Annotated in this window: 24 protein-coding genes; 10 read left to right on the top strand and 14 right to left on the bottom strand. The window is 72.2% G+C overall.

Going from position 1 to position 25,605, the window contains the following annotated elements:
- Window positions 1-20: 20 nt before the first annotated feature.
- From ABT116_RS11515 to ABT116_RS11465, 11 genes are all read right to left on the bottom strand, one after another.
- Window positions 21-1,058 (bottom strand): PfkB family carbohydrate kinase, encoded by a 1,038-nt coding sequence (locus tag ABT116_RS11515; protein ID WP_351631077.1) that lies wholly within the window; start codon window positions 1,056-1,058, stop codon window positions 21-23.
- Window positions 1,055-1,696, bottom strand: coding sequence for a bifunctional 4-hydroxy-2-oxoglutarate aldolase/2-dehydro-3-deoxy-phosphogluconate aldolase (locus ABT116_RS11510; RefSeq protein ID WP_351631074.1), 642 nt, complete (start codon window positions 1,694-1,696; stop codon window positions 1,055-1,057). Before ABT116_RS11510 ends, ABT116_RS11515 begins: the two co-directional genes overlap by 4 nt.
- Entirely contained in the window at window positions 1,693-2,451 is a 759-nt protein-coding gene (locus ABT116_RS11505; protein WP_351631071.1) for an SDR family oxidoreductase, read from the bottom strand. Before ABT116_RS11505 ends, ABT116_RS11510 begins: the two co-directional genes overlap by 4 nt.
- Window positions 2,448-3,491 (bottom strand): zinc-dependent alcohol dehydrogenase, encoded by a 1,044-nt coding sequence (locus ABT116_RS11500; RefSeq protein ID WP_351631069.1) that lies wholly within the window; start codon window positions 3,489-3,491, stop codon window positions 2,448-2,450. The genes ABT116_RS11505 and ABT116_RS11500 overlap by 4 nt, the downstream gene beginning before the upstream one ends.
- The gene (locus ABT116_RS11495; protein WP_351631066.1) at window positions 3,488-3,925 is read right to left on the bottom strand and encodes an RbsD/FucU domain-containing protein; all 438 of its coding nucleotides are present in this window, start codon (window positions 3,923-3,925) and stop codon (window positions 3,488-3,490) included. Before ABT116_RS11495 ends, ABT116_RS11500 begins: the two co-directional genes overlap by 4 nt.
- Window positions 3,916-4,827 carry an amidohydrolase family protein gene (locus tag ABT116_RS11490; protein WP_351631063.1) on the bottom strand — a complete coding sequence of 304 codons (912 nt, stop codon included), beginning with the start codon at window positions 4,825-4,827 and terminating at the stop codon, window positions 3,916-3,918. Before ABT116_RS11490 ends, ABT116_RS11495 begins: the two co-directional genes overlap by 10 nt.
- A complete protein-coding gene (locus ABT116_RS11485; protein ID WP_351631060.1) occupies window positions 4,820-6,145 on the bottom strand; it encodes an L-fuconate dehydratase in 1,326 nt (441 codons plus the stop codon). The genes ABT116_RS11490 and ABT116_RS11485 overlap by 8 nt, the downstream gene beginning before the upstream one ends.
- 93 nt (window positions 6,146-6,238) lie before the next feature.
- Window positions 6,239-7,282 (bottom strand): ABC transporter permease, encoded by a 1,044-nt coding sequence (locus ABT116_RS11480; RefSeq protein ID WP_351631057.1) that lies wholly within the window; start codon window positions 7,280-7,282, stop codon window positions 6,239-6,241.
- A complete protein-coding gene (locus ABT116_RS11475) occupies window positions 7,275-8,840 on the bottom strand; it encodes a sugar ABC transporter ATP-binding protein (RefSeq protein ID WP_351631054.1) in 1,566 nt (521 codons plus the stop codon). The genes ABT116_RS11480 and ABT116_RS11475 overlap by 8 nt, the downstream gene beginning before the upstream one ends.
- Window positions 8,841-8,885: 45 nt before the next feature.
- Window positions 8,886-9,950, bottom strand: a complete 1,065-nt coding sequence (locus ABT116_RS11470; RefSeq protein WP_351631052.1) for a sugar ABC transporter substrate-binding protein — start codon at window positions 9,948-9,950, stop codon at window positions 8,886-8,888.
- Window positions 9,951-10,357: 407 nt separating this feature from the next.
- Entirely contained in the window at window positions 10,358-11,053 is a 696-nt protein-coding gene (locus tag ABT116_RS11465) for a GAF and ANTAR domain-containing protein (RefSeq protein WP_351631049.1), read from the bottom strand.
- 238 nt (window positions 11,054-11,291) lie between these two features.
- Here ABT116_RS11465 and ABT116_RS11460 point away from each other — a divergent pair, with 238 nt between their 5' ends.
- From ABT116_RS11460 to ABT116_RS11420, 9 genes are all read left to right on the top strand, one after another.
- Complete coding sequence (locus tag ABT116_RS11460) at window positions 11,292-12,137, top strand: endonuclease/exonuclease/phosphatase family protein (protein ID WP_351631046.1); 846 nt, start codon at window positions 11,292-11,294, stop codon at window positions 12,135-12,137.
- Between the two features lie 227 nt (window positions 12,138-12,364).
- A complete protein-coding gene (locus ABT116_RS11455; protein WP_351631045.1) occupies window positions 12,365-14,080 on the top strand; it encodes a SpoIIE family protein phosphatase in 1,716 nt (571 codons plus the stop codon).
- A gap of 239 nt (window positions 14,081-14,319) precedes the next feature.
- Window positions 14,320-15,306, top strand: coding sequence for a hypothetical protein (locus ABT116_RS11450; RefSeq protein ID WP_351631043.1), 987 nt, complete (start codon window positions 14,320-14,322; stop codon window positions 15,304-15,306).
- 70 nt (window positions 15,307-15,376) lie between these two features.
- Window positions 15,377-17,233 carry an HSP90 family protein gene (locus tag ABT116_RS11445; protein ID WP_351631040.1) on the top strand — a complete coding sequence of 619 codons (1,857 nt, stop codon included), beginning with the start codon at window positions 15,377-15,379 and terminating at the stop codon, window positions 17,231-17,233.
- A gap of 2 nt (window positions 17,234-17,235) precedes the next feature.
- Window positions 17,236-20,175 (top strand): hypothetical protein, encoded by a 2,940-nt coding sequence (locus tag ABT116_RS11440; protein ID WP_351631039.1) that lies wholly within the window; start codon window positions 17,236-17,238, stop codon window positions 20,173-20,175.
- A 102-nt stretch (window positions 20,176-20,277) separates the two neighbouring features.
- Window positions 20,278-20,808, top strand: coding sequence for a GNAT family N-acetyltransferase (locus ABT116_RS11435; RefSeq protein ID WP_351631036.1), 531 nt, complete (start codon window positions 20,278-20,280; stop codon window positions 20,806-20,808).
- Window positions 20,809-20,818: 10 nt separating this feature from the next.
- Window positions 20,819-21,337: a hypothetical protein gene (locus ABT116_RS11430; RefSeq protein WP_351631034.1), complete on the top strand. Its 519-nt coding sequence runs from the start codon at window positions 20,819-20,821 to the stop codon at window positions 21,335-21,337.
- Between the two features lie 13 nt (window positions 21,338-21,350).
- Window positions 21,351-21,884 carry an AAA family ATPase gene (locus tag ABT116_RS11425; protein ID WP_351631115.1) on the top strand — a complete coding sequence of 178 codons (534 nt, stop codon included), beginning with the start codon at window positions 21,351-21,353 and terminating at the stop codon, window positions 21,882-21,884.
- 145 nt (window positions 21,885-22,029) lie between these two features.
- Window positions 22,030-23,211 (top strand): Rieske 2Fe-2S domain-containing protein, encoded by a 1,182-nt coding sequence (locus ABT116_RS11420; RefSeq protein ID WP_351631032.1) that lies wholly within the window; start codon window positions 22,030-22,032, stop codon window positions 23,209-23,211.
- 25 nt (window positions 23,212-23,236) lie between these two features.
- Here the strand turns inward: ABT116_RS11420 and ABT116_RS11415 are convergent, their stop codons facing one another.
- Window positions 23,237-24,076: an alpha/beta fold hydrolase gene (locus ABT116_RS11415; protein ID WP_351631030.1), complete on the bottom strand. Its 840-nt coding sequence runs from the start codon at window positions 24,074-24,076 to the stop codon at window positions 23,237-23,239.
- Between the two features lie 64 nt (window positions 24,077-24,140).
- Between ABT116_RS11415 and ABT116_RS11410 the strand changes: the two genes are divergently transcribed.
- Window positions 24,141-24,620, top strand: coding sequence for a MarR family transcriptional regulator (locus ABT116_RS11410; protein ID WP_351631027.1), 480 nt, complete (start codon window positions 24,141-24,143; stop codon window positions 24,618-24,620).
- A 103-nt stretch (window positions 24,621-24,723) separates the two neighbouring features.
- Here the strand turns inward: ABT116_RS11410 and ABT116_RS11405 are convergent, their stop codons facing one another.
- Together ABT116_RS11405 and ABT116_RS11400 are read right to left on the bottom strand one after the other, a co-directional pair.
- Entirely contained in the window at window positions 24,724-25,032 is a 309-nt protein-coding gene (locus tag ABT116_RS11405; protein WP_351631025.1) for a hypothetical protein, read from the bottom strand.
- A 6-nt stretch (window positions 25,033-25,038) separates the two neighbouring features.
- Window positions 25,039-25,452, bottom strand: a complete 414-nt coding sequence (locus tag ABT116_RS11400; protein ID WP_351631022.1) for an SRPBCC family protein — start codon at window positions 25,450-25,452, stop codon at window positions 25,039-25,041.
- Window positions 25,453-25,605: the final 153 nt, after the last annotated feature.

Below are 25,605 nucleotides of genomic sequence, written 5' to 3'. Positions count from 1 at the left end.
GGACGACGGGGTGCGTGCGGTCAGCGTCGGACGTGGGCCGAGCCGCCCGCGACGAGCGCCTCCACCTCGGCGAGGGTGGCCATGGAGACGTCCCCCGGGGTGGTCATGACGAGGGCGCCGTGGGCGGTGCCGTAGGCGAGGGCCTGTTCCAGGCCCACACCGGTGAGCAGGCCGTAGACGAGCCCCGCGGCGAAGCCGTCGCCCGAACCGATGCGGTCCAGGACGTGCAGTCCGGGCATGTGGGGGCCGGTGACGAGGCCGGTCCCGGATGACCAGGCGACCGCGGACCAGTCGTTGACGCCGGCGGACGGCACCTCGCGCAGCGTGGTGGCCAGCACGCTCGCCCCGGGCAGCAGGCGGGCCACTTCGGCGAGCGCGTCGGGAACCTCGTCGGCCGTGAGGCGACAGGCGCCCGGGTGGCTGCCCGCGAGTCCGAGTGCACCCACGACGACGTCGGCGTGCCGGGCGAGGCGCAGATCCGCCTCGCGGGCACGGTCGGCGCCGCCGCGGCCGGCCCACAGGCTCGGGCGGTAGTTGGGGTCGTAGGAGACGGTCACGCCGTGGCGGCGAGCGGCGGCCATCGCCTCGTCGGCCACATCGAGGGTGGTGTCCGACAGGCCGGCGAAGACGCCGCCGGTGTGGAACCAGCGCACCGAGCCGGAGAAGACGGCGTCCCAGTCGACGTCTCCCTTCCGCAGCTGTGACACGGCCGTGTTCGCCCGGTCGCTGACGCCGAGAGCGCCGCGGATGCCGTAGCCGCGCTCCACGAAGTTGAGGCCGTTGCGGGCGCCGCGGCCGATGCCGTCGTCGGGGACCCAGCGGATCAGCGAGGTGTCGACGCCGCCCTGCAGGACCAGATCCTCGACGAGCCGGCCGACGGCGTTGTCGGCGAGGGCGGTGACGACCGCGGTCCGCAGGCCGAAACAGCGGCGCAGACTCCGTACCACGTTGTACTCACCGCCCCCTTCCCACACCTGGAAGGAGCGGGCGGTGCTGATCCGTCCCTCGCCCGGGTCGAAGCGCAGCATCACCTCGCCCAGGGCGATCACCTCGGTCACGGCGTGCTCCTCTCCACGGCCTCGGCGGTCAGCCGGCGGATCTCCGCGTATGCGCCGCGTTCCAGGTGGCCGGAGGTGACCATCCAGCTGCCGCCCACGGCGAGGACCGCCGGGTGGGAGAGGTAGCCGGGCATCAGATCCGGGCCGATGCCGCCGGTGGGCACGAAACGCGCCTGCGGGAAGGGCGCTGCCAGCGCCCGGAGCATCCGGGTGCCGCCGAGCGGTTCGGCGGGGAACAGCTTGACCGTGTCCAGGCCCGCCTTCAGCGCGCGCATCAACTCGGTGGCGGTCGCGACGCCGGGCACGACCGGAACCCCCAACTCCCTGCCCTTGTCGATGACTTCCGCATCGAAGCCGGGGGAGACCAGGAACCGGGCTCCGGCCGCAACGGCCCGCTCCGCCTGTTCCGCCGTGAGGACGGTGCCGGCGCCGACGGTCAGACCGCCGTGCGCCGCCATCGCCTTGAGGGCCTGCTCGGCGTCGGGCGTGCGGAGGGTGACCTCGGCGCAGCGGGCACCGCCCGCCGCGAGCGCGTCGGCCAGGGGGCCGGCACTCGTCACGGACGGCACGGTCAGCACGGGCAGCAGACGGGCCCCCGCGAGGACGGCCGTCAGGGAGGTGCCGCTCGTCGCGCTCATCGGCCGAGCCATCCGCCGTCGACGGGGAGGGTGGTGCCGTGGATGTAGTCGGCCGCGCCCGACGCGAGGAAGACGGTCGCACCGGCGAGATCGTCGGCGGAGCCCCAGCGGCCGGCGGGAATCCGCTCCAGGATGGCCTTGCTGCGCGCCGGGTCGTCCTGGAGCGCCTGGGTGTTGTCGGTGGCGATGTAGCCCGGGGCGATGGCGTTGACGTTGACGCCGTGCGGGGCCCACTCGTTGGCCAGGGCCTTGGTCAGGCCGGCGATGCCGTGCTTGGCGGCGGTGTAGCCGGGGACCGTGATGCCGCCCTGGTAGCTGAGCAGCGAAGCCGTGAAGATGACCTTGCCGTGCCCGCGGGCGACCATGCCCGCCCCGACCGCGCGGGTGAGCGCGAACTGTGCGCTGAGGTTGACCTGGAGCACCAGCTCCCAGTCCGCGTCGGAGTGCTGCGCGGCGGGCGTGCGGCGGATGGTGCCGGCGTTGTTGACGAGGATGTCCACCGGGCGCTCGCGCCCGGCGAGGTTTTCGCCGAGGGCCCGAACGGCCTCGGGGTCGGCGAAGTCGGTGCGGATCGCCTCGAAGGCGCGGCCCGCGGCGGTGACGTCCTTCTCGACGTCGCTGCCCGGCTCCAACGACGCGCTGACGCCGATGATGTCGGCGCCGGCCTCGGCGAGGCCACGGGCCATCGCGCGGCCGATGCCACGACTGGCGCCGGTGACCACGGCGAGCTTTCCGGTGAGGTCGAAGGCGTTCATGCGGTGGCTCCCTCGGAGTCGGTGGTGCAGTCGACGAGGATCTTCATCACGTCACCGCCGCCTTCCAGGGCTTCGAAGGCGGCCGGTGCCTGGGTGAGCGGGACGACCTTGCTGATGAGGCGGTGGGCGGCGACGGTGCCGTCGGCGACCAGGGCGACCGCCTTCTCGAAGTCGGAGCGGTCGTACAACCGGGCCCCGACGAGCGTGAGTTCGCGCCAGAAGAAGCGGTGCAGGTTGATCTCGCGGGGCCTGGGGTGGATGGCGACCAGGCACAGCCGCCCGCGGACCCCGAGGACCTCGACGGCGGTGTCGACGCCGCCGGCGGCACCGGACACCTCGAAGGCCACGTCGGCGCCCGCGTCGCCGGTCCACTCACCGACGAGCGAGGGGATGTCGGCGGCGGCCGGGTCCCAGGTGGTCAGCCCCAGTTCCTCGGCGAGCAGGCGGCGGTGCGCGCTGAGTTCCACCACGCGGACGTCGGCGCCGGCGGCCCGGGCGACCAGGGCGATCAGGATGCCGACCGGGCCGCCGCCGACCACGACGGCCTTCTCGCCGTGGCGGACACCGGCCCGGCCGACGTCGTGCACGGCGACGGCGGTGGGCTCGACGAGCGCGGCCTGGTCCAGGGGCAGCGAGTGCGGCAGGCGGATGAGAGTGGACGCGGGGACGGTCCAGCGCTGCTGCATGGCGCCGGGGGAGTCGATGCCGATGAAGTCCAGGTGCTGGCAGACGTGCCGGTGACCGGAGCGGCAGGCCGGGCAGGTGTCGTCCCAGCGCAGCGGCATCACGGTGACGGCGTCGCCGGGGCGCCAGCCCTCCACGCCCGCCCCCACCGCGACGACGCGGCCGGACATCTCGTGCCCGAGTACGGCGGGCGCCGCGACGCGGGCGTCCATGTCGCCGTGGAAGATGTGCAGGTCGGTACCGCAGATACCGACGTAGGCGGGGGCCACCTGGACCTCGCCCGGGCCGGGCTCGGTGCTTTCTGCGGGTGCGGTGTCGAGTGTTCGGGCGGCGAGATAGCGGACGGCGAGGGTCATCGTCGGTTCAGGGTCCTTTCAGCGCGGACGCCGATGGTCAGCAGCAGATTGGCGTAGGTACGGATGTCGGCGGTGACGACGGCCAGGGCCAGGTCGGGTGAGCGGGCGGCGTCGTAGAACTCGAAGCGGCCGAGCGTCTCGACGGGGACGGGCGCGAGCCGGGAGCGGTACTCGGCGACGGCCGGCGGTTCGGGCTCCCCCTCGGGCGGCACCATCACGTGGGCCGTCTCGACGGGCAGGGCCCGCAGCAGGACGTCGAGGACGGTGGTGACGTCGAGAACGCCGGGGGTGAGGTTGAGGTGGACGATCCGCGCCCGCTCCCCGACGGCGGTGCTGGCGGGGTAGTGGCCGTCGGCGAGCAGGACCCGGGCCCCGTGCCCGGCTCCGGCGAGCGCTTCGAGGATGCCGGGGTGGAGCAGTTCGGTCAGCAGCATGAAAGGGCCTCTTCCCACGTCTCGTGCAGCCGGTAGAAGCCGGCCGCCGTGTCGCACAGCAGCGCCTGCTTCTCGTGCTCGGAGAAACCGTGCAGCAGTTCCTCGACGGTGGCCGCCCAGCGGGCCCAGCCGCCGGCCAGGACGCAGACGGGCCAGTCGGAGCCGAACATGAGCCGGTAGGGGCCGAAGGTGGCCATCAAGGTGTCCCACACCGGCCGGATGTCGGCGATGGTCCACTCGCGGTGGTCGGCCTCGGTGATCAGCCCGGAGACCTTGCACCGCACCTGCGGGAAGCCGGCCAGCACGCGCACCTTCCGCTGCCAGTCGGGCAGCGTGTCACGGTGGGCGTGGGGGCCTATGGGCGGCTTCCCCGCGTGGTCCAGGACCAGGGGAAGCCCGGGGAAGCGCTGGGCGAGCCGGATGGCCTGCGGGAACTGATGACTGCGGATCAGCACGTCGTAACCGAGGCCCCGGTCCTGCACGGCGCGCAGGCCCCGTTCGACGACCGGCTGCTGCAGCCACTCCGGATCGGGCTCCCCCTGCACCAGGTGCCGCACGGCCCGCAGGTTCGCGCCTCCGGTACCGGCGAGGAGCACGTCGAGCACGTCCCCGACGTCGGCCCCGGCGAGATCCGCCCAGCCGACGACCGCTCCGATCAGCGGGTCCTTGTCGGCGAGCACGAGCAGTTCCGCCGTCTCCGGCACGGACGCGATGCACTGGACGAGCACCGTCCGCGTCAGCCACCGGCCCGCGATCGGCCGGATCGCCTCCCGCCGCAGGTCCTCGACGTCGAAGCTGCGGCGGATCGGCTCGAGGCCCGGCTCGTCCAGCCAGGGCTGCGCACGCCGGTTCAGGTCCCACACGTGGTGGTGGGCGTCGACCAGGGGCAGGAACTCAGACACGGGAGGACCAGACCGGGCCGTCGGGGTAGGAGTACTCCTTGAGGGACTCCGGGTGCATCTGCGCGCTCAGCCCGGGCAGGGCAGGTGCCAGGTAGTGGCCGTCGGTGATGCGCACCGGGTCGACGAAGTGCTCGTGCAGATGGTCGACGTACTCGATGACGCGGTCCTCGGTGGTGCCGGAGACGGCGACGTAGTCGAACATCGACAGGTGCTGCACCATCTCGCACAGGCCCACTCCGCCGGCGTGCGGGCAGACCGGTACGCCGAACTTCGCGGCGAGCAGCAGGATCGCGATGTTCTCGTTGACACCGCCGACGCGCGCCGAGTCGATCTGCACGATGTCCACCGCGCCGGCCTGCAACAGCTGCTTGAAGACGACCCGGTTGGCGATGTGCTCGCCGGTGGCGACCTTGATGGGGCTGAGCGCCTTGCGGACGGCGGCATGGCCGAGGATGTCGTCGGGGGAGGTGGGCTCCTCGATCCAGTACGGGTCGTAGGGGGCCAGCTCGCGCATCCAGTCGATCGCGGGCTGGACGTCCCATCTCTGGTTGGCGTCGACCGCGACGCGGATGTCCGGGCCGACGGCCTCGCGGGCGACGCGCATGCGCCGGATGTCGTCCTCCAGGGACGCCCCGACCTTCAGCTTGATCTGGGTGAAGCCGTCGGCGACCGCCTCGCGGGACAGCCGGGCCAGCTTCTCGTCGGAGTACCCGAGCCAGCCCGGGGTGGTGGTGTACGCGGGGTAGCCGCCCTCGATCAGCAGGCTGATGCGCCGCTCACGGCCCGGCTCGGCGCGGCGCAGGATCTCCAGCGCCTCCTCGGGAGTGAGCGCGTCGGACAGCCAGCGGAAGTCCACCTGCGCGACGAGCTCCTCGGGGGACATCTCGCCGAGGAAGCGCCAGACGGGCTTGCCGGCGCGCTTGGCCGCGAGGTCCCAGGCAGCGTTGACGACGGCGCCGGTCGCCATGTGGATGGCGCCCTTCTCCGGTCCCAGCCAGCGAAGTTGGGGATCGTGTACGAGAGAGCGGGAAAAGGCACCGAGATCGCCGCAGACCTCCTCGACCGACCGTCCGACGACGTGCGGGGCGAGAGTGGCGATGGCGGCGGCCTGCGCGTCGTTGCCCCGTCCGGTGGTGAAGGCCAGCGCGTGGCCCTCCAGCCCGTCGCCGGCGTCGGTACGCAGGACCACATAGGCGGCCGAGTAGTCGGGCTCGGGGTTCATCGCGTCCGAGCCGTCGAGATGCTCGGAGGTGGGGAAGCGGACGTCCAGGACGTCCAGGGCGATGATGCGGGCGGTTGAGGTCACGGCGGAGGACATGGCAGCTCCTGTGGGGGCAGGCGGGGCGCGCGGCCCCCCTGCGGCTGGAAGGGTGAGGCGGTGATCGGTGTCCGGCGGCGACGGCCGCCCGGTTCACTCCTGGACCTTGCCGCCCGTGATCCGGGAGATGGTCAGGGCGACCAGGATGATCAGGCCGTTCAGGGCTCCGATCCACTGGGCGGGCACACCGGCCAGGGTGAGCACGTTCTGGATCATGAACAGCAGCAGGATGCCGCTGAAGGCGCCGAACACGGTGCCCTTGCCGCCGTTGAGGCTGATGCCGCCGATGACGGCCGCGGCGAACACGGTGAAGATGTAGCCGTTGCCCTGGGCGGAGGCGACGGAGGCCAGCCGTCCGGAGAGCATCAGGCCCGCGAGGGCGGCGAGCAGGCTGCCGGTGACGATGACGATCCACAGCACCCGGTCGGTGCGGATGCCGGCCGCCTTCGCCGCGTCGACGTTGCCGCCGATGGCGTAGAGCGAGCGGCCGAAGCTGGTCCAGCCGAGGACGACGATCGCGACGGCGAAGAGGGCCAGGCAGATCCAGATCGAGGCCGGCATGCCGAACCATTGGGCGGTGCCCAGGTAGAGCATCGACGACGGCAGCTGGAAGAACGTCTGGCCGCCGGAGATGCCGGTGAGGATGCCGCGCAGCACGATCAGCATGCCGAGCGTGACGATGAAGCCGTTGAGGCCGAAGCGGATGATCAGCACGGAGTTGATGACGCCGATCAGCAGACCCACGGCCAGGGTCACCGGGATCGACAGGCCACCGGGTATGAGCCCGAGCCCGTGCCCTGCTCCGGCCGGCACCACGAGCCAGGCGGCCACGCCGGGCGCGAGGCCCATCGTGGACTCCAGGGACAGGTCCATCTTCTTGACGATCAGGATCATCGTCTGGGCGAGGACCAGCAGCGCCATCTCGGACATCGTCTGCAGGACGTTGATGAGGTTGTCGGCCTGCAGGAAGACCGGGTTGACGATCTGGCCGACGATGGCGATGGCCACGATCGCGGGAACGAGGGCGAGGTCGCGCAGCCGGGCCAGCGGGATCCGGCCGCCGAGCAGCGCGGTCCGCTTCGCGCGGGGCGCGTCCGACGCGGTGACGGACGCGTCGGCGACGACGGTTTCAGGCATCGAGGTCCATTCCTTCCATCGCGGCGACGAGGTCGTGGTCGTGCCAGCCTCGGGCGATCTCATTGGTCACACGGCCCTGGAACATCACCAGGACCCGGTCGCACATGCGCAGGTCGTCGAGCTCGTCGGAGGCGATCAGCACTCCGGTGCCGCTCTCCGCGGTCTCCTCGACCTTGCCGAGGAGGAATTCCTTGGACCGCACGTCCACGCCCGCGGTCGGGTTGATCAGCACCAGCAGCCGGGGGTCGTCGGCCAGGGCACGGGCCATGACGACCTTCTGCTGGTTGCCTCCGGAGAGTCCGGAGACGGGCAGCTCAGGGCCCGGTGTCTTGATCGCCAGGTTCCGGATCATGTCCTCGGCGAGCCGGTCCCGCCGGCCGCGGTTCAGGAACCCGTTGTTGCCGAGCCGCTTGGGCACGGACAGCGTGGCGTTGTCCGCGATCGACATGTCGGGCACGAAGCCCTGGTGGTGCCGGTCCTGCGGGACGAACCCGGCACCGGCGGCGAGGGCGGCGGGCACGCTGCCCGGCCGGGGCCGGCGCCCCGCGATCTCGATCTTTCCGGTCGTGGCGGCCCGCAGACCCACGACGGTCTCGGCAACCTCGGTACGCCCGCTGGCGGCGGCCCCCGCGAGTCCGACGATCTCCCCGGCTCCCACCCGGAACGTCACGTCACCGTAGGCGCCGTCACTGCCCAGCGCGCGCACGGACAGCGCGGGCGGTGCGGTGCGGTCCAGGCTGCTGGGGCGTTCCTGCCGCCGGTCCGCCGCCGCCTCACCGGTCATGGCGGCGACCAGTTCGGTGCGGGGGAGTCCGGCGACCGGGGCGGTCACGATGTGCCGGGCGTCGCGGAACACCGTGACCATGTCGCAGATCTCGTAGACCTCCTGCAGGTGGTGACTGATGAACAGGAAGGTCACGCCCTGGCGTTGCAGGTCGCGGATGCGGTCGAAGAGCCGGTTGATCGCCGCCCCGTCGAGTTGAGCGGTGGGTTCGTCGAGGATGATGAACCGGGCCCCGAAGGACAGCGCCCGGGCGATCTCCACGAACTGCCGCTGCTCCACGTTCAGGTCGCCGGCCGGGGACTGCGGGTCGACGTCCACCGACCAGGTCGACAGCAGTTCCTGGGCCCGGCGGCGCACGCCCGTCCAGCTGATCAGCCGGTTGCGACCGTGGTCGTGCCGGTTCAGGAAGAGGTTCTCCGCGACGGTCAGCGTGGGGATGATCGTGGACTTCTGGTAGACGCAGGCCACGCGCCGGCGCCAGGCGTCGCGGTCGGCGAGGCGCGGTGCGGGACTGCCGCCGAAGGTGACCTTGCCCTCGTCCGGGGACTGCAGACCGGTGAGGACGGACACCAGGGTCGACTTGCCCGCCCCGTTGCGTCCGACGAGCGCGTGGGTCTCGCCGGCCCTGATGGTGATCCGGGCGCCGTTCAGCGCCACCGTCGGACCGAATCGCTTGACTATGCCCGTCGCCTCGACGATGGGCAGGCCCGTGGAGGCCGGCCCATGGTCCGCCGGGACGGGCACGGGGGTTGCTGTTCGCTCCCCGTCCTTCATCTCAACCGCCTAGATCTCGTCAGCCGTTGCTCTGCCGGGGGAATGTCAGCCGAGGTTGTTGCCCCAGAGGGCCTTGTCGTCGCTCTTGACGCTGGGGACGCCGCCGTACGTGCCGCCGTCCGCCGTGACCAGCGGGGCGGAGAGCTGGTCCTCCAGCAGACCGGGGCGGACCTGGATGATGGTGCTGTCGTGGTCGGTCTTGCCGGGCTTGAACTTCTTCCCGTCGATCGCGGCCTTCAGGTAGTACAGGGCGTACTTGGCGTAGAGGTCGGCCGGCTGGGAGACGGTGGCGTCGATCTTGCCCGCGGCGATGCTCTTGAGCTCCTCGGGAATGCCGTCGTTGGAGACCACGAACACGTGCTTCTTGTTCTTCGGGTCGACCAGCAGACCGCGCTGCTTGAGCACCTGGAGCGTGCCGGACAGGGCGAAGCTGGACTGCATGTAGACGCCCTTGATGTCCGGGTGGGCGGTCAGATCGGTCTGGAGCTTCTGGGCCGCGATCGCTCCGTCCCAGTTGGTGGCCTCACCGAAGACCTTGATGCCGGGGTAGTTCTTCTTCATGCACTCGTTGAACGCCTCGGTGCGGTCCCGGCCGTTGATCGAGTCGAGGCCGCCCTGGAGCATGACGACCTTGCCCTTGCCGCCGAGCTTGGTGCCGAGGAACTGGCAGGCCTTCTCGCCGTAGGCGCGGTTGTCGGCGCGGACGACCATGTAGACCTTGCCGCTGTCGGGGCGGGTGTCCACGGTGACGACCGGGATCTTCTTCGCCTCCATCTGCGCCAGGGTGGGCGCGATGGCGGCCGTGTCCTGCGGGGCCATCGCGACGCCCTTGACGCCCTGGCTCATGAAGGTCTGCGCGTTCGCGGTCAGCTTGGCGACGTCGTTCTGCGAGTTGGTGGTCTTCAGGTCCAGGCCCAGCTCCTTGGCGAACTGGGGGGTGTACTTGATGTAAGAGTTCCAGAAGTCGGTGTCGGAGCGGGGGTAGTCGACACCCACGAGCGGCTTGTCGCCCGACGACGCGGCGGTGGTGGAGCCGCCGCCGCAGGCACTGAGCAGCGTCAGCGCGGAGAGGGCGGCGGCGGTGGAGCAGAGAACGGATCTGAGTCTCATCGTTGGATTCCTCGCGCTGGTCCCGTAGCGGAAGTTGTCACGCCGAACGACAGCTGTGTGTCGTTCGTGGAGAGATGGGATGTTTATAGATGCTGTTCGCTTGAGTCGTCTAGAGGCTTGCGTGAAGTTGCTGGTAAAGCGCGTCAAGCGATCTAGGGAAGGGCTGCTGTGCAAGCCAAGACGTAGATCCATCCCATCAATAGTGAGATGGATGCGTGACACCCGTCATAACCCCACGAGCTGCCATTCCTGGTTCCAGCCGCTGGTGGAATGCAGCATGTGCCCGTACTCGCCGTCGGTGCGGGACGGCGAGGAAGCCGCGGGCGCCGTAGAGGTTGGTGGCGTTGTCCCGCCAGTGCGCAACTGGCCGAGACCAGAGGGATGTCTGACCGGGTCGCCCGGTGCCCTCAGGCCTGCTTGCCGGAGCGCTTGTCCCGGATCCGCTGGGCGACGTCGCGCAGCTTGACGTTGTGGTGCTGGGAGATGTTGCGCAGCACGTTGAAGGCGTCCTCGTCACTCATCCCGTGGCGCTCCATGAGGATGCCCATGGCCTCACCGATGGCGTGCCGGGTCTGCAGCGCGTGTTCGAGCTGGTCGATGGTGCGGGCGTCCGCGAGGGCGACGGCGGCGTGCGAGGCCAGCAGCCAGCCGGCGGTCGCGATGTCCTCGGTGAAGGCGCCCGGGCGGCGTGCGTACAGGTTGAGCGCGCCGAAGTCCTCTTCGTGGGTGTAGAGCAGGACCCCGGTCATGCTGCCGATGCCCAGCTCGCGCGCTGCGTCGGCGTACCGGGGCCAGTCCGGCTGGGGCCGGGTCATGTCCACGATCCGGAACACGGGCTCGTCGTCCGCGCGGCGGGCGAGGTCGAAGCACGGCCCCTCGCCCAGCTCACCCTGCAGACGGTCGGACTCCTCGACCATGTCGCCGTACGAGGACAGCGTGACGGCACGGCCCTTGCGCACGGCGAGGATCCCCGCCGCGTCGCAGCCGTCCACCAGCCTCACGGCCGACGCCGCGATCTCGTCCAGTGTCCGCTGTACGGAGTCCTGCTTCAGCAGGGTCCGCGCGAGCACGGCCATTTCCTCGGCGAACTTCTGCCACTCCATGTCGCACCGCCCGCGTCGATCACCAGTCCGGCCACCCTACGCACAGCCTTGTCCCTCACCGTCGAAGGCGCCAGGACCACGGAGCGTGGCGCGAGCCGCGGCGCCTCTCCGTCCTGCCGTGGGCCGAGTGAGCGTGCGCGGCAACGAGATCGCCCATCACCTGCGTTGCCGAGGACCCCGTCCCATAACCTCGTGCTTGGAGGCGTCAGAGGCAGGCTGTATCCACCGTGAGGAGGCGATGGTGCTCCACAGGCGCACGGGCGCGCGGTTGCTCGCGGGCGTCATGCTGGCGGTCTGCGTGGTGCTCGTCGGACCCAGTGCACCCGACGGTGCCCTCTTCGCCGGGGCGCAGCCCGCCGTGGCGGCCAGGGACGTCGTGCCGAACCGGGTCATGACGTGGAACATCTGCAACCCCTGCGAGGCGAGCGACGTCGACAAGGCCGCGGAGATCGCCGCCTACGCGCCCCAGGTCATCGGCCTGCAGGAAGCGTGCGTGCGTGACGTCGAGAGGATCCGGGAGTATCTGGAGAACCTGCACGGGCTGGTCTACCGCGTCGAGTACGGGTCGGTGCTGCGGAAATGGGGCCGCTGCGGGGGGACGCCGTGGAGCCCGGGCGCCTTCGGCCAGGCAATTCTGTCGGCCGCGCCGATGACGGACCCGGTCACCGTGGAATATCCCGACGGCGGCTCCGAGGACCGCGGCTACATGGCGGTCACCACCACCGTCGACGGCCGGTCCGTCCGGGTCTTCAACACCCATCTCGCCCAGCGTCGTCAGGAGGCGGTCCGGGCGGAGCAGGTCCGCGTGCTCGCATCGGAGGTCGCCCGGCACGACCGCGCGATCCTCCTCGGCGACTTCAATGCCGTGCCGGACGCCCCCGAACTGTCCGGCATCTGGGCGCTGGCCACGGATGCCGACCCGCAGTGCCGTCCGACGCCCACCGGCGGCTGCCGGACGACGACGGACTGGCAGAGCAAGTTCGACTACGTGTTCCTGCGAGGCGTCGTTCCGCTCAGGCACCGCGTGCATCCGACCTCGTACTCGGACCACGACCTGCTGCACGCCGACCTCGACCTGAGCTGAGGGCGTCCAGCGGCCGCCCCCGCCGGTGACGGCCACGCGTTGCCCGGCCCGTCCCCGGCCGGACGGTCCGTTTCCCTGGACCGCAGGTCGGCGGCCCGTACCGGCCGCACGAGGCGGCGGCATCGCCCCGGCACGTGGAATTCACCCGCGTATGGGCATACGGGGAAGGCAAGCAAGCAGGGCACGCCGGCGAGCGGGAGGCCGGTCCGACCAGCAGGGAGGCCGCGATGACGGGGCCGGAGTACACGGAGACCGTTCACGGGCCGTCCGTGCCGACAGCGTCCGTCGCGCCGACCGCGTCCCTGGAAGCCATCGGCGCCGGCGCCTACATCGTGGACGAGCAGGGCTGCATCATCGCCGTGAACGCCCACGCCGAGCACCTGCTGGGCCGGCCCGCCGCCGACCTGATCGGACACGACGCGCACGACCTGCTGCACCGCGGCCCGCAGGGGCAGCCCCTGCCGAGAACCCAGTGCGCCATGCGGCAGGCCTTCCACGCCGGGCGCACGGCCCAGGCCGACGAGGACTACTTCGCCTGCGCCGACGGCACCGTGCTGCGCATCTCCTGGCTGATCACCCCGTACGACGTCGGCGACCGGCAGGCAGGCACACTCGTCGTCTTCCACGCCCCCGACCACCCGGAGGTCCCCGAGCCGCAGCCGGAGCCGGCGGCCCAGCCGCTGCCGGAGCTGGCACGACTCGCCCTGCTGGCCGAGACCACCACGCAGCTGACCTCCACGCTCGACGTGGACGAGGCGCTGCGGCGGCTGGTGACCCTGGTCCTGCCCCGCCTCGCGGACTGGATGGTCGTCGACCTGATCACCGAGCGCGACGAGGTGTGGCGCACCGTCGTGGTCCACGCCGACGGCGAGACGCTCACGCACCACGAGGACCTGCAGGGGCCGATGCCGCCGATCCCCGAGGAATCCCCGATGCCCCTGTCCAGGGCCCTGCGCGGGGTCGCCTCCAACCTGGCCGGCCCGCAGACCTATCAGGGGGCACCGGACTCCGGCATCGCGGTCGAGCAGCGCCGCCTGTTCGACGTCACGGGCATGCGCTCCGCGGCCATCGCGCCCATCCGCAGCACCCGCGCCGTCCTGGGCGCACTGACCCTCGGCCGCGACGAGAAATCGGCGGCCTTCACGCCCGTGGACCTCCCCCTGATCGAGGACATCGCACGCCGGGCCGGCCTCGCCCTGGACAACGCCCGCCTCTACCAGCGCCAGCGCAAGGTCGCCGAGACCATGCAGAACCATCTGCTGCCGCAGATGCCGGGCGTCTCCGGCCTGCAGATGACCGTCCGCTATCTGCCCGCACCCGACGCCTCCCAGGTCGGCGGCGACTGGTACGACGCCTTCCCCCTGTCCGACGCGTCCACCGCCCTGGCCATCGGAGACGTCGTCGGCCACGACCTGGAGGCGGCGGCCGGCATGGCGCAGGTCCGCAACATGCTCCGTGCCTACGCCTGGTCCCAGCACGAACCTCCCAGCCGGATCGTCGAACGGCTCGACGAGGCGATCCAGCACATCACCGACGTCACCATGGCCACGACGATCTTCGCCCGGATCGAACCGGCCGACGACGGATGGCAACTGTCCTGGACCAACGCCGGCCACCCTCCGCCACTGCTGATCAGCCGGGACGGCCTGGCCCGCTACCTCACCGACGGTCACGGCATCCTTCTGGGCACCCAGACCGGCACCCGGCGCCCGGACGCCACCGCGCAGCTCCCGCCCGGCTCCACCCTGGTGCTGTACACGGACGGACTCGTCGAAGCGCCCCGCCGCACCCTCGACGAGGGACTGGACCGACTGCGCCAGCACGCCGCCGCCCTGGCCCACCGGCCCCTCGCCTCGTTCACCGACCAGCTCCTGCGCCGCGTCCGCCCCGCAGGCAACGACGACGACGTCGCCGTCCTGGTCCTGCGCGTCCCCGACAACTGACCGCAGGGGGCCCGCAGAGGGCGAGGCCACACCTCCGGCCGGACGGCTTCGGCGGCCTGCCACGCGCCTCCAGAGGTCCCGGCCCATGCCCCGGACACCGCGGCCGACCGGCGCTGCCGCGCCTCCGTGCGGCGCTGTTCCGGGCGCGTGAAGTGCCGGTGAAAACCCGGTGGAGAACATGTCGGTGGGTCCGCCTATGCTGCACCGGAAGATCACGCGGTACCAGGGGAGGGCGCGGCATGTTCGGCAAGCTGTTCGGCAGGGGTGCGGAGAGACCGGCGGCCGATCCGCACGTCCTGCCCGCCCCGCGCAGACAGAAGAACGGGATGTACACGCTGCGCGCGCTCGGGGACGCGCGGGTGCTCGCCCTGATCGAGGCGGCGGACGCGGGGGACTGGGACGCGGTCAAGGCGGCGCTGGCGCCGTTCGACCTCGGCCGCGACCACCGGGTCCTGGGCGAGCTCGCCGGGCTGGACGGCGTGCAGGACTGGATCGGCCGGGCCGTCGAGGAGGAGAAGGAGCACCGGGCGACGGCCCTGCTCATATCCGGTGCGCGCCACATCACCTGGGGCTGGGAGGCGCGTACCGCCGAGCTCGCCGTGAACGTCACCCGGGACCAGTGGCGGGTCTTCCACGAGCGGCTCGAGATCGCCGAGGAACACCTGCTGCAGGCCGCCGAGCTGCGGCCGGAATGGGTCACGCCCTGGCGTCAGCTCCTCACCTCCGGCCGGGGCATGTCGCTGGGCTCCGCCGTCAACCGGACCCGCCGCGACGCCGCCCTGCGCCGCGACCCGCTGGACCTGGAGACCCACCTGGAGTGGCTGTCGCAGTTGCAGCCCCGCTGGGGCGGCGAGCCGGGGCAGGCCCTGGCGTTCGCCCAGGAAGCAGCTTCCCGCGCCCCGCAGGGGCACCGTCTCGGCTGCGTGATCGCCATGGCGTACATCGAGGAGTGGGTCGAGTCGGACCGCGGCGACTACCTCCACACCTCCGAGATCCGGGCGCAGTTGCGGGAGGCGGCCGACCGCAGCATCCTCCACCCCGCCTATGTGTGGCGCCCCGGCTGGCAGCAGGACTTCAACATGTTCGCCATGGCCCTGTCCCTGGCCGGAGAGCGCCACACGGTCCGGCGTGTCTTCCAGACCCTGGACGGCGCGTACACCAAGTGGCCCTGGACCTACTTCGCCGAGCCCGAGAAACAGTTCGCCCAGCGACACCGCCGCGCCTGAGCAGCCGGGTCCGGTGCCGTCCGCGCCCCTCGCTCGCCATCCCGTCGCCCCTCCCACCCCGGACTGCCCCATGACTCTCCACGACACCGCCCCGAACCCGCCCGGCGCCGACCGCACCTTCCAGGTGGACCTGCGCGGCCTCGTCGATCTCCTCTCCCACCACCTCTACTCCAGTCCCCGCGTCTACCTGCGTGAACTGATGCAGAACGCGGTGGACGCACTGACCGCCCGGTACGCCCTCGAACCGGCCGCCACCGCGGACGCCTTCGGCGTACGCCTGTACGCCGACGGCTCGGTGGTGCGGGTCGAGGACGACGGCGTCGGTCTCACCGAGGCCGACGTGCACGGCTTCCTCGCCACCATCGGCCGCAGCAGCAAGCGCGCCGACCGCATCGCCGAGCAACGGGGCGACTTCATCGGCCAGTTCGGCATCGGCCTGCTCTCCTGCTTCCTGGTCGCGGACGAGATCCACGTCCTGAGCCGCTCCGCCCGCACCCCCGACGCACCCGCCGTGGAGTGGCGTGGACGCGGCGACGGCAGCTACAGCGTCCGCACCCTGCCCGCATCCGCCCGCCCCCGGCCCGGCACCACCGTCACCCTGACGCCGCGCGCCGACGCGGGGGAGTGGACCCGGCCGGCACAAGTGCACGCCCTGGCCCGCCACTTCGGCTCCCTGCTGCGCCACCCGGTCACCTTCGAAGACGGCACCGGCGGCCCGGAGCGCTCCGGCACGTCCGTCAATCCCGAGCCCGCCCCCTGGGGGCGTACGTACCCCACACCGGGATCCCGCTCCCGGGCCCTGGCCGCGTACGGCGAGGAGGTCTTCGGCTTCAAGCCGCTGGACACCATCGAGCTGGACCTGCCGGCCGTAGGCCTGAAGGGCATCGCCTGCGTCCTGCCCGAGACGGTGCCGGCCGGGCGCCGCCACGGCCACCGCGTGCACGTCAAGGGCATGCTGCTGTCCGAGCAGGCCGAGGAGATCCTGCCCGACTGGGCGTTCTTCGTCCGCTGTGTCGTCGACGCCGAGAGCCTGCGCCCGACGGCGTCCCGCGAGTCCCTCTACGAGGACGCCACCCTCGCCGCCGTCCGCGACGCCCTCGCCGAGCGGCTGCGCGACTGGATCGCCCGGACCGCCGCCGGCGACCCGGACCTGCTCGGCCGCTTCCTCCAGGCCCACCACCTGGCCGTGAAGTCCCTCGCCGTGCACGACGACGAGATCCTGCGGATGCTGCTGCCCTGGCTGCCGTTCGAGACCACCGACGGGCACTGCACCCTCGACGAGTTCGCCCGCACCCACCGCACCGTGCTGGTGACGTCGAGCGTGGAGGAGTTCCGCCAGGTCGCCGCGATCGCCTCGGCCGCCGGGCTCGGCGTCGTCAACGGCGGCTACACCTACGACCGTGAGCTGGTCCACCGGCTGCCCGAGATCAGGCCCGAAGCCAGTGTCGCCGACCTCGACCCGGCGACCCTCACCGCCCACCTCGACCCCGTCGACCGGGAGACGGAGCTCGCCGCCGCGGCCTATCTCGCACAGGCCCGCGACGCCCTGGCCGTCTTCGACTGCGACGTCGCCCTGCGCACCTTCCAGCCCGTCTCCGCGCCGGCCCTCCTCATCGACAGCCGTGAGGCCCGGCACGAACGCACCCGCTCCCAGCTCGCCCGTGAGCAGGAGGGCGGCCTGTGGGGCGACATCCTCGGCGCCCTGCGCCACGAGGCACCGCGGGCCCAGCTGATCCTCAACCAGCTCAACCCGCTGGTCCGCACCGCCGTCGCCATCGACGAGCCCGAACTGGCCCGCACCAGCGCCGAAGCCCTCTACGGGCAGGCCGCGATGCTGTCCCGGCGCCCGCTGAGGCCCGCCGAATCGAGCCTCATCAACCGCTCGTTCCTCGACCTGCTCGCCCACGCCCTCCGCAAGGACAGCTGACGATGCCCACCGCGCCCCACCCCCAGAACACCGACGAGCTGTACCAGGCGCTCCAGGAGAACCAACGGCGCCCCTACGGCCGCACCCGCACCGTCACCGCCGAGGAACTCGTCGACGCCGCCGAGCAGTTCGGGGAGCCCCTCCCGCTGTTCCGCACACTCCTCGAACTCCAGGAGGCGTACACCTACGGCTCCGAACCCAGGAAATCGCCCGTCGTCTTCGCACGCCTGCTCACCCTCTTCGACGAGCAGCCCGACGCTTTCGACGAGCCTCTGCGCCACCTGTTGTTCTGGCGGTTCAAGTGGGTGGCCAACGCCCTGCGCGCCCTGCCCGAGATACCGCTGACCAGCCTGCGCCAGTGGCTGACGGAGATGCGCGACCGCTACGAGAAGGCCGGCCTCGGCCTGCAGCCCTACTACGGTGAGGCGTACCAGCTCGCCGCCCACGTCGGTGAGGACACCACCCTCGCCTACGAGCTGTGGGCCGCCCGCACCCGCACCCGGCTCAGCGACTGCGAGGCCTGTGAGATCTGCCGGCGCGCCCGCCACCACCTCGCCGCGGGCGACGACGAGCGGGCCCTGCGCGCCTGGGAGCCCGTCCTGGCCGGCCAGGAATCCTGCCAGGAGGAGCCCGCGCGCTCCCTGTCGTACGCGTTGCTGCCCCTGCTGCGCACCGGCCGCGCCGACCGGGCCCGCGAACTGCACCTCGCCGGTTACCGCGGCTGCCGCCGCAACCCCTCGATGTCCGGGGAGGTCGGCCGGCATCTGGAGTTCTGCGCACTCACCGGCAACGAGGCCCGCGGCCTGGAGCTGCTCGCCGAGAACCGGAGCCTGTTCGACGAGGTCGACTCGCCGCTCGACCAACTCGACTTCCTCACCGGCGTGGAGGTCCTCCTCCAGCGCGTCGAGCTCCTCGGCCACGGCGAGCTGCCCGCCGCCGGATACGCGGGCCGCACCTGGACCGCCGCCGGCCTGCGCGCCGAGGTGCGGGGCCGCGCCGACGACCTCGCCGCCCGCTTCGACGCCCGCAACGGAACCACGGCCCACACCGACCGCCGCAGGGCCCGTCTGGACCGCGCCCCGCTCCTGGACACCCTGGAGCTGACCCTGCGCACCCGCAGCCTCGACGACGTGACCCCGGCCGCCCCCGTCGCCCCGACGGCCGCCCGCCCGGCCGCAGCCGCCCCGGAGTCGCTCACCGAACTCATCCTGCGCGCACGGACGTCGGACGAGCAGGGCCACCCGGACGCACGGGCCTGCTGGGCGCGGCTGCGCACACTCGTCGCCGCCCGCGACTACACCCACCCCGACGACCCGGCCGTGGGCCCGGTCGTCCGGCTGCGCGCGGACCTGCTGGCCGAAGAGGCGAACCGGGCGCACGAGGAGGACCGGTTCACCGACGCCGTCGCCCTGAAGGAGGAGGCCGCGGCCCTGTACGACGACGCCGGCGCGCCGGGCGAGGCGGCGCTCACCCGGGCCGGCGTCCTGCTCGCGAACGCCGAGATCCTCGCGGAGGGCGCCGACGGACCGGAGGCGAAGGCCACCGCACTGACCGACGCCCACGCGTCCATGGTCCGCATGCACGACGGGACGCCCGGCCTGACCCCGCACCAGGAGGCACGCCTGCTGCGGCTGCGGGCGACCGCGCTCGCCCTGCGCCTGCAGACGACCCGGAGCCAGGATCACGTCGCGCCGGTCTTCGCCGAGGCGGACCTGCTCCGGGCGTTCGCCGCGCGGCACGACATCGTCGGGCAGATCTCGGGCGCACACATGCTGCGGGCCACCACGCACGCCATCTCCGGCGACCTGCCCGCCGCGGTCACCGAGGCCGACGCCCTCCTGGACCGGCTGAAGGCGCACGGCCCCGCCTGGCACCTGCCCCGCACGCTCGGACTGCGCGGCAGGATCGGGCTCCTCCTCCAGGACCCCCAGGGCGCGTACACCGATCTGGCCGAGGGCCTGCGCCTGGCCGCCGACTGGCCGGCCGACGCGGTCGGCACCACCCGCCTGCACGCCGACCTGGCCGAGGCCTGCATGCACCTGGGCCGACCCGAGGAGGCACTGCGGCACCTGACGCGCGCGGCGGAGCTGGACCTGCGACACGGCAGCCGGACCGACGCGTACTGCACCTACAGCAACGCCGCCCAGCTCAGCCTCGACCTGGGCCGTGTCGAGGACTGCATCGCGCTGCTCGACTCCCTGCTGGCCGAACCGGACGTGGCCGCCGGAGAGCTGGACGACCGGCTCGTGGCCCAGCTGCGTCTGACCCGCGCCCGCGCGCTGCACACGGGGGAGGACCTCAAGGCCGCCACGGCGGAGTTCGTCGCGCTCGCGGCCGAGTCGGCCGGCTGGGACGACGACCCGGGCAGTCACGCCATGATCGCCGCGGAGACGGCCGTACTCCTCGCCGAGTCCAGTGAGTTCGGCCGGGCCCGCGAGGCCGCCGACCAGGCGCTCGCCGCCCACGCCGAGGACCCGCGCTACGAGCACCTCAGCAACTCGCTGCGTGAACTCGCCCGTCTCCAGGCGCAGCAGCAGGGCGCGGACGGACTGCCCGACGCCCTCGCCGTCCTCGCCGACGCCGGCCGGGTCGCCGACGAGGCCCGCGCCGCCGGGTACGAGGCCCATGGCCGCTCCCTGGACACGGCCCTGGCCTACGAGCACGGGCGGGTCAACGCCTACGCCGGTGCGTACGAGGACGCCCTGGCGGCCCTGGACAAGGCACTCACCCTGCTCGGCGAGCCGGGGCAGGACGACGACCGGGCCGGCGAATGGGCCGAGTGCGTGCGCCTCGCGGGTGTCGTGGAGGGCCTCTACCTGGAGCGCCCCGCCCCCGCCCTCACCCGCCTGGACGCGGCCATCGTCCGCCTGACCGCCCTGGGCCACACCGAGGAGAGCGAATCGCTGACCTCCCTGGCGGCCCGGCTGCGCGATGAGGAGTGACGTGCGGGCCGCGGGCGCATTTCTGACCTCGGCCCGTACCCGCGGCCTGCCCGGGGCGATATTCGCTGGTCGCGGGTCCGGTGCAACGCACATACTGACGCGGTGGATCCAGTGACACTTGAGACCGGACGCCTGGTGCTGAGGGCCTTCGAGCCGGGCGACGCGGACGCGGTGCACGACGCCTGCCAGGACGAGGACATCCAGTTCTACACGCCGGTGCCCGTGCCTTTCGGACGGCGGGACGCCGAGAAGAGGATCCGCGAGGAGTGGCCCGAGGGCTGGGCCGCCGACAAGGACTACGTCCTCGGGGCGTTCCGCAAGGACAGTGCCGCGCTCGTCGGCTCGTACTGCCTGACCAAGGTGAGCGCGGGCGTCTACGAACTCGGCTACTGGGCGGTCAAGGAACAGCGCGGCCGGGGCTATTCGGTCGAGGCCGCGCGGGCGCTGTGCGACTGGGGGTGGGCCACGCTCGACGTCCACCGCATCGAATGGTGGGCCATGACCGGCAACACCGGATCGCGTGCCGTCGCCGAGAGGCTGGGCTTCACCGTCGAAGGGACGCTGCGCAGCCGCGGCATCGCCAACGACGGCAAGCCGCACGACTGGTGGGTCGGCGGACTGGTACGGGCCTGACGTGGAGCACGTGGAGAGACAGGGGAGCGTCGGGCGCGCTCTGAAAGTGGGCCTGCTGATGGCGTGCCTTCCGGGCCTGCCGTGGGCCGCTCTCGCCCTGGGGGTGGCCCTGGTGGAGTTCCTCCGAGGAGGGGACACCCGGCTCGCCGCCCGGGACCTGCGCTACGGCGGGCTGCTCACGGGAGGAAGCCTGCTGGCCGGTGTGCTGATGGGCCTGGTCCTCGCCGGGGGGCTGGCCCTCGCGGCTCGTGTCCTCACCCGCCGGTGGGGGCTCACCCTCGTGGGAGCACTCCTCGGAGCGCTCGTCTTCCCCGCCGAGTTCCTGGTCGTCGCGATCGGCACGGACGGGGCCTTCGCCCAGCTCGGCACGACCTTCCTCGCATGGCCGTTCATGACGGCGGTGGCAGCACTGCACAGCACGGACATCGCGGGCCGCACCCGCAAGCGCACCTGGCTGTGGGCACCCGCTCGCAGGCCGGCGCCGATGGCCGTCGGCTCAGTGCCCGAACGCCGTCACGGTCACTCGTAGGGTGCCTTCCGTGATGGTGGGGAGCGAAGGGACCCGGCTCATCGTGCTGCGAGGCAACAGCGGGTCGGGGAAGTCGTCCGTCGCGGCCGGGGTGCGTGAGAGGTTCGGGCGGGGGCTGGCGCTGGTGGGGCAGGACAACCTGCGCCGTGTCGTGCTGCGGGAGAGGGACCGGCCCGGCGCGGCGAACATCGGTCTGATCGACCTGACGGCCCGCTACGCCCTCGACGCCGGGTACCACGTCGTGGTCGAGGGGATCCTGTACGCCGGCCACTACGGCGAGATGCTCACCCGGCTGCGCGCCGACCACCGCGGGCCGACCCACGCGTACTACCTGCACGTGCCGTTCGAGCAGACCCTCGTCCGTCATGCCACCAAGCCCATCGCGAACGAGGTCGGCGAGCCGCAGCTGCGCGAGTGGTACCGGGAACTGGACCTGCTGCCCGGCGGCGTCGAGACCGTCATCGGTGCCGACAGCACCCTGCCGCAGACCGTGGAGCGCATCATGCTCGACTCGGGCCTGGCCGGTCTGCCCGAGACCGGCCTCTAGCCCGACTCACCCGTCCGTACGTGCCGGGCAGGGCGTGCGCGGTGCGGCGCGGTGAGGATGGGCGGTGCCGGGCGCCCGCACCGGCGGCTCGGTGCTGCCTGACGGGATGTGCGGCTGTCGCTGCCCGTACGCGCGAGGGAGAGGTATGACCGAGACCGACGAGGCCGGGGCCTTCTCTGCCGGGGCCGAGTGGCCGGCGGCGCACCGTGACCCGAGTACGGGCATGGTCGATCTCCGGCGCGTCGGGGCGAACCCGGACTTCTGGTATCCGGTCGCCCTGTCGAAGAACGTGCGGAGCGAGCGGGCGTTCGCGACGACGTTCGCCGGCGAGCGCATCGCGCTCTACCGCGGGCGGAGCGGCACCGTGTACGCGCTGGAGGACCGGTGCGCCCACCGGCAGGTGCCGTTGAGCATGGGCGTCGTGGAGGGCGAGACACTCCGCTGCTGCTATCACGCCTGGGCCTATCGCGGCGACGGGCGCATCTCGCAGATCCCGTACCTCTCCAAAGGCGACGGCCGGCCCCCGCGCGGCGTGCGCGGCTACCCCGTGCGCGAGGCCTACGGCCTGGTCTTCGTGTTCCCCGGCGACCCGGACAAGGCGGCCTCCGCTGCGCTGCCCGACCTGCCGGCGTTCGGCTCCCCGCGGTACAAGGCGATGACCTACTCCCGGACCGTGCGCTGCCACTACTCGTTCATGCACGAGAACCTGCTCGACATGAACCACCAGTTCCTGCACCGGGGCGTGGTGGGAAAACTCCACCCCGAGCTGCTCGACTCCCGCACCGACGAGCGGTCGGTGGAGGCCAGGTATCTGTTCAGCCACGCCGGGGGCAAGCGGAACCGGGGGGCGAGCCTGCTGGCCGCCGAGGGGATCGGCGGCAACGACTCCCGCGACGTCATGACGATCCGCACCGAGTACCCGTACCAGACCCTCGACCTGGTGCCGGAGAACGCCGAGCGGCCGGCCTTCCGCCTCTGGGTCGCCTATGTGCCCGAGGACGCCGAGCAGCGCCGTTGCCACACGTTCGGCCTGCTCATGATCGAGAAGCCGCGGATTCCCGGCGCTCTGCAGGTGGCCTGGCCCCTCATCAGGCGTTTCACCGAGCGGGTGTTCGCCGAGGACCGGATGGCCGTCGAGGCCGAGCAGCGGGCCTGGGACGAGCAGGGCGAGGACCGCAATCGCGAGGTGTTCTCCCTGATCCTGGACGTCCGCGAGGTGCTGCGCACCAACGGCGTCCCCATCCGCCCCCGGACTGCCGCGTGCGGCGCCGCCTCGGTGTGCGACGGGCAGGACCGCGGTCCGGCGGGGATGCCGGACACCCCCTAGCGGTGCGGACACGGACCCGTGGGGTTCAGGCGAAGAACTCCCGCAGCAGCCGGTTGAGTTCCGCGGGTCGCTCGGTGGGCAGGGAGTGGTGGGAGGCACCGGGCAGGGTGACGACGCGCGCCGAGGGCAGGAGCCGGCGTGCGGCGGCCGCGGCACGCAGCGGAGCGTGGGCACGGCTGCGTTCCGCCAGGAGTACCAGCGTCGGGACGGTGCAGGTCGCCAGTTCCCGCGCCGTGGGGCGCCGCATGGCCACGACCTTCGACCGGTGGGCGGTGGCGGTGCTCCCCAGGAACGCCCGCCACACCGGATCCTCGGGGTCACGGCCGGTCTCCCATCGGTGGAAGGCGCGCACCCGCTCGGCGTTGGGCCTCAGCAGCATCGGCAGGGCGTGCGCGAGGTAGCGCGGGCTCATGCCGGTGAAGCAGTTGACCGGGTCGAGCAGCGCGAGCCGCCCGAGCCGGTGGGGCGCGTGCAGCGCGTAGCGGAGGGCGATCCAGGCTCCGTAGGAGTGGCCGCACAGGTGCGCGCCGTCCAGGTCCAGCGCGTCGAAGAGGGCGTCGAGCCAGGCCGTCAGGTCCGCTGCGCCGCGTAGCGGCGCTCCGTCGTGGACGCTGCGGCCGATGTCGCCCATGAGGTCGACGGCATGGATGCGGTGGGTGGCGGACAGGGCACCGACATTGGCGAACCAGGAGGTCGAGGTGGTTCCGCCGCCGGGCAGCAGGACGAGCGGGGTGCCGTCCTCGCGCCCGCTGATCTGGACCCGGGTGCCGCCGTAGGGGGTGGGGACGTCGACGCCGTGCACCTCTCCGGGCCACTGTCGCAGGACGTCGTCGTACGCCCTGAAGAACGCTGCCGTGTCATCCATGTCCCCGCCCCGTATGACTCGTTCACCGATACTCTCGACCAACGAGATATTAGGGGAGTGAAGCATGGGCGACCAGGATCCCGGCCTGCGACTGGTGCATCTGCTGCGGGCCGTGACGGTGGAACTGGACCTTTTCGCAGCCGAGTTCGCAGGCCGCAACGGGCTTCATCCCACGGACGTACGGGCGTTGATCCATCTGCTCGACGCCGGCCGGGAGGGCGAACGGGCCACCCCGGGGTGGCTGGGGGCGCAGCTGGGGGTGAACTCGGCGTCGACCACGGCCCTGGTCGACCGGCTGGAGCGGCTGGAGCTGGTGCGCCGGGAACGGGACACGGAGGACCGCCGACGCGTGCTGCTGGTCGTGCGGGACGAGGCCGTCCGGCTGGGATGGTCCTTCTTCGGGCCGCTGATCCACGAGATGGTCGACTCGATGCGGTCCTTCGACGAAGCGGAACTCGCCGTGGTCCGGCGTTTCCTGCTGACCATGCGTGACGTCGCCGCGGCCGGGCGACGCGCCCAGCGGGACGGCTCCGGGGGAGAGTGACGTCCAGCCCCTTCCGCGAGCGGCCGCGGCGCACGTTTCGGCAGGGCTGACCGGCCTTGCCGCCTGTCGTCCGGACCACGACCCGGCGCGGACGCGCAGGCCCTCACGGGCGGGGGTTGGTGCGGTGCCAGCGCGGGCGGGCGTCCGGGCCGCGGCGGCCCGCCACCGACGCGCAGCGCGGGCACAGGCGTCGCACCCGGTCCGCGGCGCCGCCGGACTCCGGAAAGGTGTCCGGCCAGCCCACGTGCGGGAAGCGGACCAGCCGGGAACGGCTCAGGGACAGGCCGCAGACCGTCTCGTTGCGGCCCGGCTCCCAGGCGTGCACCTCACCGGAGGGCAGCCGGCGCCGCCCTTCCTCCTCGTCGGTCCACTGCCCGGACGCCGCGACCGCGTACTGCCTCACGCGTGCCACGGCGGATCAGCCGGCCGCGTGGTCGACGTGCAGCCGCACCTGCTCCTCCAGCCGTCGCAGGCTGCTGTCCAGGGCGTCGGCGGCTGCCCGCTCGCCCGGGTCGTGACCGTCGTCGAAGAACGACAGGTGCACGGTCACCTCGCTGGTTCCGCCGTCGAGCCCGGCGACCTGCAGCCAGCCCGCGTAGCCGCCCTGCCCGCGGGTGCCCCATTCGAGCCGCATCTGCTCCGGCCGGGCACGCAACAGGGCGTCCGTGTCCTCGTCGGTGCGGTCCTCGTGGACGGTGACGGCCGGCAGTTCTCCGGCCTCCACGTGCAGGGCCTCCGGCAGCCAGCTGTCCAGCCGTCCGATGTTCGCGGCCTGGTCGAAGACGTGCTCGGGCTGCGCGGGCATCGTGCGGGAACGTTCGTACTCGGTCATCGCCTCACCGGCCTCGCCTCGGGGGTCGTAGCGCGCACCGTGTTCCCGGTCTGCCCGGGCCCAACTCCGACCGGAGTACACCCGTGCGACGATTTGCATAGATTTCCCGCGCGATCGTAAGCGGGTTCCGCAGGTTTTCGCGGCGGCGCGCGG

Source organism: Streptomyces sp. NPDC002130 (assembly GCF_040296465.1).
GTDB lineage: Bacteria > Actinomycetota > Actinomycetes > Streptomycetales > Streptomycetaceae > Streptomyces.
Note: the sequence above shows the minus strand (reverse complement) of the source record. Positions and strands in the feature narration are given on the sequence as shown.